This is a genomic window from Nitrogeniibacter aestuarii, assembly GCF_017309585.1.
Lineage (GTDB): Bacteria > Pseudomonadota > Gammaproteobacteria > Burkholderiales > Rhodocyclaceae > Nitrogeniibacter > Nitrogeniibacter aestuarii.
The window spans coordinates 452,306-469,082 of sequence record NZ_CP071321.1 but is presented as its reverse complement, the minus strand read 5'-3'; the positions used below and the strand labels follow the sequence as shown (position 1 = coordinate 469,082).

Below are 16,777 nucleotides of genomic sequence, written 5' to 3'. Positions count from 1 at the left end.
CGCCCTGAGACTGCGATGGCGGGGCCGGATGCGACAAGACCCGCGCCGTCGTAAGGTCTTGTTGTGGCTGCATGTTGCGCCGCACATTGATAGAATCGAACGTTTCCCCGCGAAGAACCGCTAGCGCCCCACCATGACTCAACGCCTGCGCGAAATTCCGTACAACTACACCTCGTATTCCGATCGCGAGATTGTCATCCGTCTGCTCGGCGAAGAAAGCTGGCAGGCGCTGGACGATCTGCGCGCCGAACGCGTGACCGGCCGCTCCGCCCGCATGCTCTACGAGGTGCTCGGCGACATCTGGGTGGTGCAGCGCAACCCCTACCTGCTGGACGATCTGCTGGACAACCGCAATCGCCGCGATGCCCTGGTCGGCGCCCTGCGCCACCGTCTGGCCGAGGTGGAGAAGCGTCGCGTCGAGTCGCAATCCGACGACGTGGAGCGCAGCGCCAAGGTCGAAACGCTGGTGCAGGCGGCCTCCAACGCCATCGCCCGCTTCGAGATGCAGTTCCAGGAAACGCTGGATCTGCGCAAGCAGGCCATGCGCGTGCTCTCGCGCCACACCCGCAAGGACAACATCTGCTTCGACGGTCACGCTCGCGTCTCGCACGTAACCGACGCCACCGACTGGCGCGTGGAATACCCCTTCGTGGTCCTCTATCCGGACACCGAGGACGAGATCGGCCATCTGGTGCGCGACTGTATCGAACTGGGCCTGACCATCATCCCGCGCGGAGGTGGCACCGGCTACACCGGCGGCGCGATCCCGATGGACCCGAAGTCGGTGGTCATCAACACCGAAAAGCTCATCGATATCGGCCCGGTCGAAGACGTGGTCCTGCCGGGCATCGACGGCCCGATGGATGCGCCCTATGCCACCATCCGCACCGGCGCCGGCGTGGTGACGGCCCGTGTGGCTGAAGCCGCAACTGCAGCTGGCCGCGTGTTCGCGGTGGATCCGACCTCGGCCTCGGCCTCCTGTATCGGCGGCAACATCGCCATGAATGCCGGCGGCAAGAAGGCCGTGCTGTGGGGCACTGCGCTGGACAACCTGGCCTGGTGGAAGATGGTCACGCCGGACGGCAACTGGCTGGAGGTCGAGCGCCTCAACCACAATTACGGCAAGATCCACGAGCAGGACACCGTGCATTTCCGCCTGCGCCGCTTCGACGCCTCGGGCCGCAAGCAGCTGTCTGAAGAAGTGCTCCAGATGCCGGGCGCGGCCTGTCGCAAGGACGGCCTGGGCAAGGACGTGACCGACAAGTTCCTCGGCGGCGTGCCGGGCGTGCAGAAGGAAGGCACCGACGGCATCATCGTGGCCTCGCGCTGGGTGCTCCACAAGATGCCGCCGGTGACCCGCACCGTGTGTCTGGAGTTCTTCGGCCAGGTGCGCGAAGCCGTGCCGGCCATCGTCGAGATCACCGACTTCTTCAAGCCGGGGGGCGAAGGCCACGGGCTGGGCGTGCAGCTGGCGGGTCTGGAGCACCTGGACGAGCGCTACGTGAAAGCCGTTGGCTACGCCACCAAGGCCAAGCGCCACGGCCGCCCGAAGATGGTGCTGATCGGCGACATCGTCGGCCATGATGAAGACGCCGTCATGAAGGCGGCGTCGGAAGTCATCCGCATGACCAACGCACGCGGTTCGGAAGGCTTCATCGCCGTCTCCGACGAACAGCGCAAGAAGTTCTGGCTCGACCGCTCGCGCACCGCCGCCATCTCGCGACACACCAACGCCTTCAAGATCAACGAAGACGTGGTGATTCCGCTGCCGCGCATGGGCGACTACTGCGATGCCATCGAACGCATCAACATCGAGCTGTCCACGCGCAACAAGCTGGAACTGTGCGATGCGCTGATCGACGCCCTGTCCGGCGACCTGCCACTGAACACGCAGGATGCCGATCTGGAAGCCGCGGAACTCATCGGTGACCGCCAGCAGTCCGCGCTCCAGTACGTAACCAACGTGGGCCGCCGCTGGCAGTGGCTGCTCGACAACCTCGACATGCCGCTGCCGCAGGCTGAAAACCAGTTCGGCGAATACGGCATCGAAGCCGGCGAGCTGACCAACACGGCCACCGACCCGGTGCTGTTCCACCGCTTGCAGGACTACTCGGTGCGCACCTCGTGGAAGACCGAACTGCGCGCGCGCCTGATGAAGGTGTTCGACGGCGATCTGTACAAGCCGGTGCGTGAGCTCATCGACGCCACCCACGACCGGGTGCTGCGCGGTCGCCTGTTCGTGGCGCTGCACATGCACGCGGGCGACGGCAACGTGCACACCAACATCCCGGTCAACTCCGACAACTACGCCATGCTGCGCATGGCCGAAGAGACCGTGGAGCGCATCATGGGCATCGCCCGAGCCCTCGACGGGGTCATTTCCGGCGAGCACGGTATCGGCATCACCAAGCTGGACTTCCTCACCGACGAGGAAATGGCCAATTACTGGGACTACAAGCAGAAGGTGGACCCGGACGGCCGCTTCAACCGTGGCAAGCTGCAGCGCGGCGCCAACCTGGCGCGGGCCTACACGCCGAGCTTCGGCCTCATGGGGCACGAGTCGCTCATCATGGAGCAGACCGATGTGGGCGAGATCGCCCACGACATCAAGGACTGCCTGCGTTGCGGCAAGTGCAAGCCGGTGTGCTCGACCCACGTGCCGCGCGCCAACCTGCTCTACAGCCCGCGCAACAAGATCCTGTCCACCTCGTCGCTGATCGAAGCCTTCCTGTACGAAGAGCAGACCCGCCGGGGCGTCTCGCTGGCGCATTGGGCGGAGTTCGAGGACGTGGCCGACCACTGCACGGTGTGCCACAAGTGCGAGAAACCCTGTCCGGTGGATATCGACTTCGGCGACGTGTCGATCAAGATGCGCAACCTGCTGCGCAAGCAGGGCAAGAAGTCCTTCAATCCGGGCAAGGCGGCCGCCATGGCCTTCCTCACCGTCAAGGACCCGACCACCATCAAGATCATCCGCAAGGGCATGATCGAGTGGGGCTACAAGGCCCAGCGCTGGGCGCACAAGACGGCCAAGTCTTTCGGGCTGGTGCAGCCGCAGGTGGAACAGCCGCCCGCGACCCTGCGCAAGGCGCCGCTCAAGGAGCAGGTGATCCACTTCATCAACAAGCCCATGCCCGGCAACCTGCCCAAGCGCACCAGCCGTGCCCTGCTGGACATCGAGGACGACACCGTCATCCCGGTGATCCGCAATCCGCAGGTCAAGCGCGACGACTCCGAGGCGGTGTTCTACTTTCCTGGCTGTGGTTCAGAGCGCCTGTTCGGTCAGGTGGGCCTGGCCACCCAGGCCATGCTCTATCACGTCGGCGCCACCACGGTGCTGCCCCCGGGCTACCTGTGCTGCGGCTACCCGCAGACCGCCGCCGGCGAAGAGGACAAGGGTCAGAAGATCACCACTGACAACCGGGTGCTCTTCCACCGGGTCGCCAACACGCTCAACTACCTGGACATCAAGACCGTGGTGGTCTCCTGCGGCACCTGCATGGATCAGCTGCAGAAGTACCAGTTCGAGAAGATCTTCCCGGGTTGCCGCCTGATCGACATCCATGAATACCTCATGGAGAAAGGCGTGAAGCTCGAAGGCGTGAGCGGCACCAAGTACATGTACCACGAGCCCTGCCACACCCCGATGAAGATCCATTCGGGCATCAAGGTGGCCAACCAGCTCATGGGCACGCGCGTGGACCTGAACGATCGCTGCTGCGGCGAATCCGGCACCCTGGCCGTCGCACGGCCTGACATCTCTACACAGGTACGCTTCCGCAAGCAGCAGGAGATCGAAGCCGGCGCCGAGGCGCTGCGCGAGGGCGCTGCCACCGCCCCGGTGAAGGTGCTCACCTCCTGCCCGAGTTGCCTGCAGGGTCTGTCCCGTTACAGCGACGACGGCAATGTGGAAGCCGATTACATCGTGGTCGAGGTCGCCAAGCACATTCTCGGCGAGAACTGGATGCCCGAGTACGTGCAACAGGCCAACCGGGGCGGGATCGAGCGCGTCCTGCTCTGATGGCTTTGATGTTCGCTGCCGAGGTTCGGCAGCGAACATTCCATCGACATGGGAATCTGTCAGAAAATTTAACAAGTTGCATTTGTCATTATCTTGACTTCCGACGAATTGTCTTTAAAAACAAACCCCTTCGAGAATGGGCACACCATTTGCTGACACGTCTGTGTCCGCTTCGCGGTTTTAAAGTCAATTCCCAATCCTCACGGAGCTCAACATGATGAACATCAAGACCCTCGCCGCAGCCGTTGCACTGGCTTCAATGTCCGTGTCGGCAAATGCCGCGCTCTCCACCTTTTTCGGTGAAGACCCCACCACCGCCGGTGTACTCGGCCCCAACTCCACCGCAGCTCGCGCCAGCTTCCTGAGCGGTCTGAGCGGCGTCGGCAACCAGGACTTCGAAGCCCTGACCGGCGTTCAGCCGTTCAGCTTCCAGTTCCCGGGTACCACCACGCCGCTGGACGCCACCCTCGCCGGTAGCATCGGTCTGGCCACCTCACCGAGCACCGGTCGTTTTGCCACCTCCGGCACCAACTACATCACGGCTTCGACCGGCAACTTCACCATCAGCTTCGCGACGGCTGTCAGCGCCTTCGGCTTCAACGGCATCGACATCGGTGACTTCGTGACCAGCCAGATGACGCTGACCCTCACCGACATCAACGGCGTTGAAACCGAATTCACCGTGCCGCATTCCCTGAACATCGGCAACACGGACCAGGCCACGCTGTTCTGGGGCATCATCGACGATACCAACAGCTACACCGCAATCAGCTTCGCCAATGCGGGCGGTGGTGACACCTTCGCGTTCGACGACATGGTGATTGGTGACGTTGGCCAAATCGTGGTGACCAACCCGATTCCGGAGCCCACCTCCCTGCTGCTCGCCGGTCTCGGCCTTGGCCTGATGAGCCTGCGTCGCAAGAAGCAGTAAGCCGCTTCCGACAGAAAAACCGGGGTGCATGGCACCCCGGTTTTTTTTCGCCTTCATCTCTGAACACCCCCCACTACGCGCACCCTTTCCAGCGTGCTCGACCATCAAACAGCCGCCTCGCGGCTTTTTTGTCGTCGTCATACTTCCGCGTCACATGCGGAATAGATCACAACATGACATCGGTTTGTATCTCGATGTGTACCAGCTGTTGAAAACCGCACGGCTGTCATATTTGCCCTGAATTACGTTGCGCAGCGGCGCCTCCGGAATACCTCAGCCCCGAGCTGCCTACTTATGCCTTTTGACATAAGACCGGAAACACCTGAGAACGCTAAAACACAGGAAAATCAAATATGGACCGCCCTACGCCCAACGCATTAGTTCACCCGGAAGAGGCCAGCCGCCCGGACGACGTGGCCGATCTGATCATCGCGCACCTGGCAGCCATTGGCGTGGAATACGTTTTCGGCGTGCCCGGCGGTGCGATCGAGCCCATCTACAATGCTCTGGCGCGCAGCGAGCGCAAACGGGGTCCACGTGTCATCACCGCACGCCATGAAGCCGGTGCCGCCTACATGGCCGAAGGCTATGCCCGCGAGAGCGGAAAGATCGGCGTGTGCATCGCCACTTCCGGGCCCGGTGCCACCAACCTGATCACCGGGGTGGCGTGCGCTCACGACAACGACATTCCCTTGCTTGCCATCACCGGCCAGCCCAAGCTCGCCGCCTTTGGCCGCCGCGCACTGCAGGAATCCGGCTGTACCGGCATCAACACCCTGGGCATGTTCCGCCACTGCACCGGCTACAACTCCATGATCTCTCATCCGGAACAGGCGGAACCGAAGATCGTGGGCGCCCTCTCCTATGCAGCCCAGCACCGTGGTGCCGCCCATCTCACGATTCCGGTCGACATCCAGCGCAGCAACGCCCACGAAGGCTGGACCGGGCCGGCTGCCAACCTGACACGCTTGCTGACCCCGGCTGTGCTGGTGGACGACGATGCCGTTCAGGAAATGGCGCGCGAGCTGCTCCGCGCACAACACCCCGTCTTCGTTCTCGGCCATGGCAGTGGTGGTTCAGTGGACCTGTTCATGCAGGTCATCGAACGACTCGGCGCCCGCTTCGTCACCACACCGGATGCCAAGGGCTTCATCAATCCCGCCCATCCCGGATATCACGGCGTCTTCGGTTTTGCCGGGCACCAACAGGCCCACACGCTGCTCGCCTCCGAGCCCGACCTGCTCGTGGCCGTCGGCGTCAGCATGGGCGAGTGGACCAGCGCTGGCTGGAGCAACGTCCTGCTCAATCGACGCCTGATTCACGTGGATGCGGAAACGGAGCACCTGCAACGCTCGGCCATGGCACGCTTGCATGTCCCGGGCCAACCCGCGGGTGTCGCCCGTCGTCTGCTGCAGTACCTGCCCGAGCAATTCATGCGCACCCCGACGCCGGCACCCACCGCGATCACACGCCTGAACCCGACCCCACCGCCCATCGCTGCGGGCGTCCGGCCCCAGGTGCTGATGGAAGTCCTCTCGGAACGCTGTCCGCCAACCACGAATTTCCTGGCTGATCCGGGCAATGGGACAGCCTGGGCCATTCACCATCTTGAACTGAACTGTCGCCGCCGCTCGGCCACAGAAGCGGCTGAAAAGGGCTACCGTCGCAATCCGGCCGCCAGCTGGCTGCGCGTGCTGATGGACTTCGCCCCCATGGCCTGGGCCATCGGGGCCTCGATCGGCGTCGCACTGGCCCGCCGGGGACGCCCCGTCGTGTGTATCACGGGCGACGGCAGCTATCTCATGAGCGGCCAGGAAATCACGGTGGCGCAAGCCGAACGCCTGCCGATCATCTTCGTCGTGCTCAACGACGGCGCCCTGGGCATGGTGAAACACGGTCAGCGTCTTGCGCGCGCCGAACCCATTGGTTTCCAGTTGCCGGGCGTGGACTTTTCCCGGCAGGCCGAGGCACTCGGGGTCGACAGCATCGTGGTGCGCAACGAGGCCGACCTGGCTGCGCTCGACCTGCCCGGCCTGCTCGCCAAGTCGGCGCCGACCTTGCTGGATGTACGCATCGATGCGGAGCAGGAGCCGCCCATCCGCATGCGTCTCGAGGCACTGGGCACCGTGAAATGACACCGACGATCAAGACCCGCATATGGGATGAATCGCCCGATACGCGCTCGCCTTTTGCTGCACGCGCCATTCGCCTGTCGGGCTTCGACTACTTTGACGACCTGATCAAGCACGCAGGCTGGGCGGACCTGATCTGGCTGCTGTTCACGCACGAGCCGCCAACGGCCCAACAACGCGCCCTGTTCGAACAGCTCGCCGTTGCGCTGGCCAATCCAGGCCCCCGCGACCCCATGGTGCACGCGGCCATGTGCGGCGGCATCGGCGGCTCCCACCCCGCAGCCAGCCTGATGGCCGCGCTTGCGGTCGCCAGTGGCGATCAGGGCGGCAGCGCAGACCTGGTCCGCGCCATGGCTGCATGGGCTGACGCCGGCATCGATACGGATCAACTGAGCTCGGCCCTGGCGGAGCAGGCTGACACCGATGGCACCTGGCCCGGCTTCTCGCCACAGCTTCACTTCACGCCAGAGGTCGTACGCCAATGTCTCGACGCGCTGTGCCTCAATCCGCTGGCGACTCACCTGAGGTGCTTGCGCAACGCCGAACCCATGCTGTCGGCCCACTGCGGGCGCGGTCTGAGCCTTTCCGGCGTTGCGGCAGCTGCATGTATCGACCTGGGATTCAGCCCTGAACAGGCCCAGGCGATCCATCTGCTGCTGCGCTTGCCAGGAGCACTCGCACATGCCCTCGAGCAATCCGGGAAGTCGTATCGGGACTTTCCCTTCTTTACCCTCTCCGAGGCCCCCCTCGCGGAGCCGGGCCATGTCTGAACCCAGGGACTTCGACGCCGCCATCGGCCACGTCGTGACACAGGCAGGCGGATTCTTCCCGGGACTCGGGGCACGTGTTCGCGGTCTCCCCCTGCATGATCACGCGAGCACGCGCAGCTGGTTCGATCTCTATCTGTTCTCGCTCACCGGCAGGCAGTTCAGCTCAGCGGCCATCGAAATGCTCGAGACGGTGTGGACCTACACCAGCTATGCCGATCCGCGCATCTGGAACAACCGGATCGCAGCACTGGCAGGGAGCGCGCACGCCTCGGCCGGCCTGGCCATTGGCGCAGCCATTGCCGCGTCGGACGCCCACATCTACGGTCTGGGCCCGATTCTCGAGTGCTACGACTTCCTCAGGGCGCATGCACACGAGGATGATGAACAACTGGGTACCGCCGTGCGCGCCCATCGCCGACGCAAGCTGCGTTTTGGCGGCTATGGCCGCCCGATCGTGGCCGAAGACGAACGCATTGCCCCGCTCATGAAACGGGCAGGCACGCTTGGCCTGGACAAAGGCGCCGCAGTGAAAACCGCCTTCCGTCTCGAGCAATTGCTGGCGCGCGAGGGTCTGCCGCTGAAGATGAATTATGGCGCCATGGTCGCTGCCTTCTGCGTCGATCTTGAACTCGATCGCACAGCGGCGGAGGCCTACGTCGCCACCCTGTTTCTCGGGGGAATGCCCGCTGTGTGGAAGGAAGCGCGCGATCAACCATGCGGCGTACTCCTTCCGATTCCCGTTGAGATGATCGAATATGACGGTCAAATGCCCAGAAAATGGGCGGTTCCACAGGCAAATCAACGATAAGGCAGGAAAACTCGATGTAATTTGCGCTTGGCGGACGCATGAAAAACAAATATAACCAAGGTTAATACGCCAAGCAGAGGTTTTCATGCGTTTTCTCAGCGTCCTGTCGGTCAGTGTCTCGCTCATGGGGTCAGTCCCTTTGGCGGCCGCGATCGAGGCGCCTGCCGACCCGGACCTCCTGGCAGCCTTCGGCGGCAAGGATTTCGTGAGCATCGCCACGGGCGACCGGCAACTGCTCCGCAGGGCGCCCGCCGTGACGAGCGTGATCACACGCGAAGACCTGATCGCCACCGGCGCGCGTGACCTCGACGAGGCCCTGGAAGGCGTGCCCGGCCTGCACGTCTCCCGCGCCTTCCTGATGTCGAACCCGATCTATTCCTTTCGCGGGGTCCACAGCCAGTACAACTCCCAGGTGCTGGTGCTGATCAACGGCATCCCCATGACCAGCGTTTTCGTCGGCGACCGCGGCAACATGTGGGGCGGCATGCCCGTGGACAACGTGGAGCGCATTGAAGTGATCCGCGGTGCCGGATCTGCCCTCTATGGTGCGGATGCGTTCGCCGGTGTCATCAATGTCATCACGCGCTCGCCGCGCGACTGGCAAGGCACCGAATTCGGGTTCAGGGTGGGTAGCTTCAACACGCGGGACGTGTGGGCCAATCACGCGGGCTCCGCCGGGCCGGTCAAGTTCGGCCTGTATGTGGGGAGCAGCCGCACGGACGGCCATGACCAGCGCGTCTCCTACGACGCGCAAACCGGGCTGGACCAAATCTTCGCAACCCAGGCTTCACGGGCTCCGGGCGAAACCAACAACGAACAGAAAGGCACGGATCTCGGTCTGGACGCGATCATGGGCAACTGGCAATTGCGTGCTGCGCTCAAGGAACGACACGATCTGGGCACCGGCACCGGCATCGCCGACGCACTGGATCCTGTCGGCAAGGGCAGCTCTCGCCGCTGGACGGCGGACCTGACCTGGCAGAGTGATGATCTGGTCCGCGACTGGGAGTTCACGGTTCAGGGTACCTACCTGCACATGACCGACTTTTCGTCGTTTCAGCTCTACCCCCCGGGCGCATTCGGTGGCAGTTTCCCCGAGGGTATGCTCGGCAGCCCGAACAAATGGGAACGGCACGCCGGCGTGACGGCCGAGGCCATCTATACCGGCTGGTTCGATCACCGCCTCCGCTTTGGTGCCGGCTATCAGATGCTCGACCTGTACAAGGTCCGCGAGGTGAAGAATTACTATTTCGTCGGCGTCACACCCACGCCCCTGCCCGGCGGCAACGTGGTCGCCAGCGCCGATGACGCGTTCATCAAGCCACATAAGCGCACCAACCGCTTCTTTTATCTGCAGGACGAATGGAGCCTGTCTCGAAACTGGACGCTGACGGCCGGCCTTCGCCACGACAACTACTCCGATTTCGGGCACACCACCAATCCGCGCCTGGCCCTCGTCTGGGACACCGGCGCCTCGGTGACCGCCAAGCTGCTCTATGGCCGCGCCTTCCGCGCGCCCTCGTTCGTCGAGCAGTACAACATCAACAACCCGGTCGCACTGGGCAACCCGGAGGTTTCACCGGAAAAAATGGAAACCTGGGAGGCGGCAGTTTCCTGGCAAGCCAGCCAGGATCTGCAGCTGTCGGCCAACGTGTTCCACTACCGCATCCACGACACCCTGCGCTTCACGCCCGACGGCTCAGGCGCATCCACCGCGCAGAACGCGGGGTCGATCACGGGTCGCGGCGCCGAAATCGAATTTTCGTGGCAGGCGTTGCATTCGCTGGCCCTGAGCGGCTACTACGCCTACCAGTTCTCGCGCGATGAAGACACCGACCAGAGCACCGGCAATGCACCGCGCCAGAGCGCCTACCTGCGGTCGGACTGGGCGGCCGGGCATGACTGGCACCTGACCTCCACCCTGCACTGGGTGGCCGACCGTGCCCGCGAACCGGCCCGTGCAGGCCAGGCGGCTGACACGCGCGACGCCCTGTCCGACTATGCCTTGTTGGACCTGAGCTTGCGCAAGGAGCGCATCTGGCGCGATCTCGACCTCGCCCTCACAGTACGAAATGTCGCCGATGCCACCGCCTACGAGCCCAGTCCGTCACCCGGCCGGGTGGATGACTTCCCTCTCCCGGGTCGAAGCGTGCTCCTGAGCGGCAGCGTCCGATTCTGAATGCAGCCATTCGTGATGCGGCATTTTCTCAGAACCTCTCTCGCCTCGCTGTGCGCACTGCTCATGCTGTGTGCATGGCCCGAGGCCAGCTGGGCCCGGGCGCCTGATGCATTCAGTCCGGCTCAGGCAGCGAATCATCTTTTCTCGCGCGCGGCACTGGCGCTGGCGAGCCGGGCAGATGCCCCGGCCAATCAGCGTATTGCCGTGATCTATCCCCGGCTCGGCGAGCCCTATCGCAGCGTTTTCCGGCAGATCGTCGGCGGCATCGAAGAGGCGGCCTCCGATGCGGTGGTGAGCATCGAGCTCGATCAGGACGATTCGGTCGAAGCACTGTCCCGCGAACTGGCCGAACGACGGGTCGGCGTGGTCATCGCCCTGGGGCGTCACGGGCTTCAGGTGGCGGCCCAGCTTCCCGACGCGCTGCCGGTGGTCGGGGGCGCGGTCCTGGCCTCGCCAGACGACCGGCCGCCGACCGGCACTTTGGTCAGTCTCGCCCCCGATCCCCGTCAGATGATCGACCAGCTCAAGCGACTGGCCCCCTCGGTACAGCGCGTGTTCGTCGTCTATTCCCCCAAGGAAAACCACTGGCTGGTCGAGTTGGCAGCTCCGGCGGCGAGCGCCCGCGGACTTGAACTGGTCCCCATCGCCACGGAGGATCTGCGCTCCGCACTCAAGGAGTTTCACGGCATCATGGATGCCGCCGAAGTCGGTCGTGATGCCATCTGGCTGCCGCAGGACAGTCGCGTGCTCGACGATCAGGTGATCCTGCCCTTCGTGCTGCAAAAAGCCTGGGACCGCTCCATCGTGGTGTTCTCGAGCACGCTGGGTCATGTACGACGCGGCGCCCTCTTCGCGCTGTATCCGGACAACGAAGAGATGGGCCATCAACTGGCCACTTCCGCCAAATCCATTCTCGGGCAGCAGCGACGGCCACTGATCGAACCGGTCAATCACCTTCGACTGGCCCTCAATACCCGCACCGCCGGCCACCTCGGCCTCAATCTGGAGGCCATCGAAGACGAGATTGCCTTGCGCTTCCCGGCGCGATAGGCATGCACGTCACCCTCATGAAACGGCTGACTTCCATTCTTCGTCGCAGCACCTTCAGCACCCAGCTCCGGATGACCATCGGACTCGGCCTGCTGCTGCTCGCCATCGTCGCCTCCCTCGCCAGCTCTGTACGCGGCGACCGGCAGATTCGCGAAACCATGGTGCGTCAGGGTGAAAGCGTCGTTGCCAGCCTGGCCGCTCAGAGCCGACTCGCACTGCTCTCCGGCGCGCCCGAAAACGCCAAGGCTGCGATCGACGCCACCCTGTCCTTCCCCGATGTCATCGCCGTGCAGATTTTCGATGCCAACGGCAAGGTCCTGCTCGCACGCAACGCCCTAGAAACGGATCTGTCCGGCCTGCCCGCCCAGCCCGAGGCGACGCTCAGCAGCGATGTTCGCATCGAGGACGAAACCGATGCCTGGTGGAGTTATGTCTCCACCGTGGCCATCGCAGCGGAAGAGACGTCCCCGTTTGCCATGACCGAATCAACGGGGTCGAGCGTCCTGGGCACGGTACGGGTGGTTCAGAGCAAGGACGTCATCAACGATCTGCGCGTCGAGTTGTTCGCGTCCAACCTGGCCACCTCGGTGCTCTTCGCCATTCTCTTCCTGGCACTGGTCGAACTGCTGTCCCGCCGACTGACCCGCCCCCTCGACGAGCTGTCACGCAACATGACCGCGGCCCAGGCGGGCGAGCGCGGGGTACGGGTGAAGCTCGGCGGCCCCCGCGACATCGCCGACATGGAGCATGCCTTCAACAGCATGATGAAGGAGCTCGAAGACCGGGAGGGCGAACTGATCAAGTCGCGCGACAGCGCCATGGCCTACGCCAAGCTCAAGAGCCAGTTTGCCGCCACCGTGAGCCACGAAATCCGCACGCCGCTCAATGGCGTGATCGGCTCGCTGAACATGTTGCGCGCCAGCCGCCTGCCCGCCAAGGTGCAGCTGCTGACCGAAATGGCCTGGGATTCCGCGCGCCATCTGCTGGAAATGGTCAATGGCGTGCTCGACTTCTCGCGACTGGAGGCAGGCAAGATCGAACTCAACGCCGTCAGCTTCGATCTGCGACAACTGGTCGAGGATCTGATCGACGCCCTCAGCCCGCAAGCCTACGAAAAAGGTCTTGAACTGGGACACCACTTCAGCCCGGCACTGCCGTCGGCCTGGATCGGTGACGCCGACCGCATCCGCCAGATCCTGACCAATCTGGTCGGGAATGCCATCAAGTTCACCGATCGGGGGGATGTCTGGCTGACCATCGACCAGGCCGATTCTGGCGACGAAACGGGTGCCCGGGAGCTGCGATTCACGATCTGCGACACCGGCCCCGGCATCGACCTGCGCCTGCAAGAGCGCATCTTCGACTCCTTCACCCAGGGGGATGCCTCGACCACCCGCCAGCACGCGGGCAGCGGACTGGGCCTGGCCATCAGCCGACAGCTGGCCAAGCTGATGGGCGGTGACATTCAGCTTCAGAGTGCGCCCGGCCAGGGCAGCCGCTTTACCGTCACCTTGCCCATGCGGATCGCGCCCTCGACCGCCGCCACCCAGCCCGTGCCACTCGCCACCCCCTGCCGCGCCCTCGTGGTTGCCGACAGCCGTGTGTGTCGCGAGTACATGGAAACCGAACTGGATCTCATGGGTGCCAAGGTCGTCACCAGTCATTCGGCCACGCTCGGCCGCCGCCTGGATGACGACGACAAGTCCTATGACGTGGTCTTCGTCGACGGCGCCGTCACCCCCGGGCAACTCCAGTCGCTGCGCGACCATGACAGCTTCAAACGTGCCAGCTGGGTGCTCATGGCCCCGCTCGCCCGCTTCACCGACGACGACCAGCGCCACTGGAGCGACACGCTCGCCAAGCCACTGCGCCGCTCGCGCCTGGCGGATGTTCTGTCCAACCTGGCGCGAAGCGGAACATCCGGCGCCCCGGCAGTTCCCCCCAGCCAGTTCCGCATCCTGGTGGTCGAGGACAACCGGACCAACCAGGTGATCGTCCGCAGCATGCTCGAGATGCTGGGCCTCACTGTCGAGCTGGCCAATGATGGTCACGCAGCACTGCATGCCCACGCCGCCGACACCTGGGACCTGATCCTCATGGACTGCCGCATGCCGGGCATGGACGGCAACGACGCTACCCGCGCGATCCGCGCGCGCGAGCAGGCCACCGGGCACCACACGCCGATCATTGCCATGTCCGCCGAAACCGCCCAGGACGACATCAACCGCAGCATGGCCGCGGGCATGGACGACCATCTCGCCAAACCCCTGACGCTCGACGCGCTGGCGGCCAAGCTCCGGCGCTGGCTGGACATTCCGCTGACGATCAAGCAGCTCGACCCCGACGACGCGGACGAGCTGTCGCCCGACAATGCCGTCGACCCGGTGGTGATCGAGCGCCTGCGCGACGCCCTTGGCGGCGCCATCGACCGGGCCATCGACCCGTTCCTGGAAGACATGCCCAAGATTCTGGACATGCTGGGCACGGCCATCCCGACCAGTGACACGGCGGAAATCCGCTCCGGCGCACACCAGATCAAGGGGGCCGCGGGCAACCTGGGGGCCTACGCACTGGCTCAGCAGGCCGAACTGCTCGAACAGCACGCCAAGGACTCACCCACCACCATGACGCTCTATCTGGACCGCCTGCGCAAGGAGTTCCAGCTGGTGGCGACGGCGCTGCGAGCCTTCCTGCCCGAAGGTCAGTCCAGCGCCCCCACCGCCACCGAGAGCGGTGCGCGCGTGCTGGTGGTGGACGACGACCGCAGTACCCGCTCCGCCCTGCGCTACGCGCTGGAGCTCAACGGTTTCATGGTGCATGAGGCCGAATCGGGCACCTCGGCCATCGATCTGCTCTCGCGCTGCAAGCCCGATCTGGTGCTGCTCGACGCCGTCATGCCGGGCACGGACGGTTTCGCCACGTGCACCCAGCTGAAGGAGCTGCCCGAAGGCGTCGACATCCCGGTCCTGATGATCACCTCGCTCGATGATCGCCAGTCGATCGAACGCGCCTTCGCCGCGGGCGCGAGCGATTACATCACCAAGCCCCTGCACCTGAATGTGGTCGTGCAGCGCGTCCGCCGCACCATCGACGCCAGCCGCAGCGAGCGCCGCGTTCGCCATCTCGCCTACACCGATCTGCTCACCGGTCTGCCGAACCGCACCCACTTCCAGGAGCACCTCCAGCGACTGCTCAATCGGCCTGACAGCCGGCAACGCTCACTGGCGGTACTTTTCCTCGATCTGGACCGCTTCAAGTTCGTGAACGACTCACTGGGCCATGAAGTCGGCGATCGCCTGCTCACCGCCGCCGCCCGGCGCATCACCCACAGCGTACGCACTGGCGACTGCGTCGCCCGTCTGGGCGGTGACGAATTCACGGTGATCGTCGAAGACCTTGCCTCACCTTCCCTGGCAGCGACCGTGGCCAAGAACATCGCCACCGACCTGTCTGCGCCCTACGTCATCGATGGACACGACATCTTCGTGACCGCCAGCGTCGGCATCGCCATCTACCCGCGCGACGGTGAAGACCTGAGCACCCTCTTGCGCCATGCCGACACCGCCATGTACCGGGCCAAGCACTCCAATCACAGCTTCGTCTTCTATGAAGCCACCATGGAGGCCAGCACCAGCGAATCCATGCGCCTTGAGCGCGACCTGCGCCTGGCCATCGATCGCAAGGAGTTCGAACTGCATTACCAGCCGGAAATCGACACCCGCAGTGGCCGGCTGGTCGCCGCCGAGGCACTGGTGCGCTGGAACCACCCCACCCGTGGCATGCTCGGCCCCAACGAGTTCATCCCCATGGCCGAAGAAACCGGCCTCATCCTGCCGCTCGGCGAATGGGTGCTGCACACCGCCTGCACCCAGCTCAAGGCCTGGCGCGCCGCCGGGCACGACATCCACATCGCGGTCAACTTCTCGGGCCAGCAGCTCGAAGGCGAACAGATCGCCGTGACCGTGGAAGAGGCACTGGCCAAGGACGGCATTCCCGCGGACGCACTGATCGTGGAGCTGACCGAAAGCATCTGGATGGACCGCCAGAGCGAGGCCATCGACAACCTGTATCGCCTCAAGCGCCTCGGCGTGCGTCTGGCCATCGATGACTTCGGCACGGGCTACTCCTCGCTGAGCTACCTCAAGCGCATGCCGGTGGACATCCTCAAGGTCGATCGATCCTTCGTGATCGACCTGGCCAAGGAGCGCACTGCGGATTCGGGCGACGACACGGATGCCGCGATCGTGCGCGGCATCATTGCCCTGGCGCACAACCTCGACCTCCAGGTGGTCGCCGAGGGCGTCGAAACCCAGGACCAGCGGGACCTGCTCGCCCAGATGGGCTGCGACCTCATACAGGGCTACCTGATCAGCAAACCCCTGCCCGCTTCGCAACTGGAGCGCCTGTTTCTGACCGGCGCAGACGCCCGCCCCACCCCGGTTCAGAGCAGCCGCCCCGCCGACGCCTGAGTCTCGAGAATCCTGCCATCCCGGCACGCGACCGGGGCTGCGGCAGAGGATTCGGAAACATTCTGTTAATTTATGCAAACATCATTGTTACTTTCTGCGTCGCCGCCCGGATGCCCCTTGCTATGCCACTTTCAGACGATAGAGTACGAAGACCCCTCCAGTCCCGCGATTGAAGGGGTCTTCAAAAAATCAATCTATCAAGAGGTCATATCATGGCAATTCGCGAACTGACGACTCAAGAAGTCCAGAACGTCTCCGGCGGCACCTTCTGCCTGTTCGGCGGCCTGCTCAGCTGGAAACTGAAGCTGGTCAGCAGCCTGTTTTCCTGGGGCTCTTCCTGCACGCCCAAGCAGGAACCGACCCCGTGCAACACCGGCTGCAACACCGGCTGCTGATCGCCGACGTCGCATCCAGCCG

9 protein-coding genes are annotated in these 16,777 nt (G+C 64.2%); all 9 read left to right on the top strand.

The features are described from left to right. Positions 1-133 precede the first annotated feature (133 nt). Complete coding sequence (locus J0W34_RS02135) at positions 134-4,021, top strand: DUF3683 domain-containing protein (RefSeq protein WP_230970511.1); 3,888 nt, start codon at positions 134-136, stop codon at positions 4,019-4,021. Between the two features lie 214 nt (positions 4,022-4,235). Then, on the top strand, positions 4,236-4,952 hold the full coding sequence (locus J0W34_RS02130) for a PEP-CTERM sorting domain-containing protein (protein ID WP_227815370.1): 717 nt from the start codon (positions 4,236-4,238) through the stop codon (positions 4,950-4,952). Positions 4,953-5,305: 353 nt separating this feature from the next. Further along, positions 5,306-7,087: a thiamine pyrophosphate-binding protein gene (locus J0W34_RS02125; RefSeq protein ID WP_230970510.1), complete on the top strand. Its 1,782-nt coding sequence runs from the start codon at positions 5,306-5,308 to the stop codon at positions 7,085-7,087. Beyond that, the gene (locus J0W34_RS02120; RefSeq protein WP_230970509.1) at positions 7,084-7,854 is read left to right on the top strand and encodes a citrate synthase family protein; all 771 of its coding nucleotides are present in this window, start codon (positions 7,084-7,086) and stop codon (positions 7,852-7,854) included. The genes J0W34_RS02125 and J0W34_RS02120 overlap by 4 nt, the downstream gene beginning before the upstream one ends. Beyond that, a complete protein-coding gene (locus J0W34_RS02115; protein ID WP_230970508.1) occupies positions 7,847-8,662 on the top strand; it encodes a hypothetical protein in 816 nt (271 codons plus the stop codon). Before J0W34_RS02120 ends, J0W34_RS02115 begins: the two co-directional genes overlap by 8 nt. A gap of 85 nt (positions 8,663-8,747) precedes the next feature. After that, positions 8,748-10,841 (top strand): TonB-dependent receptor plug domain-containing protein, encoded by a 2,094-nt coding sequence (locus J0W34_RS02110; protein ID WP_230970507.1) that lies wholly within the window; start codon positions 8,748-8,750, stop codon positions 10,839-10,841. Beyond that, entirely contained in the window at positions 10,842-11,891 is a 1,050-nt protein-coding gene (locus tag J0W34_RS02105) for an ABC transporter substrate-binding protein (protein ID WP_227815365.1), read from the top strand. Between the two features lie 17 nt (positions 11,892-11,908). Then, positions 11,909-16,360 carry an EAL domain-containing protein gene (locus J0W34_RS02100; protein ID WP_230970506.1) on the top strand — a complete coding sequence of 1,484 codons (4,452 nt, stop codon included), beginning with the start codon at positions 11,909-11,911 and terminating at the stop codon, positions 16,358-16,360. A gap of 212 nt (positions 16,361-16,572) precedes the next feature. Further along, positions 16,573-16,755 (top strand): hypothetical protein, encoded by a 183-nt coding sequence (locus J0W34_RS02095; RefSeq protein WP_227815363.1) that lies wholly within the window; start codon positions 16,573-16,575, stop codon positions 16,753-16,755. Positions 16,756-16,777 lie beyond the last annotated feature (22 nt).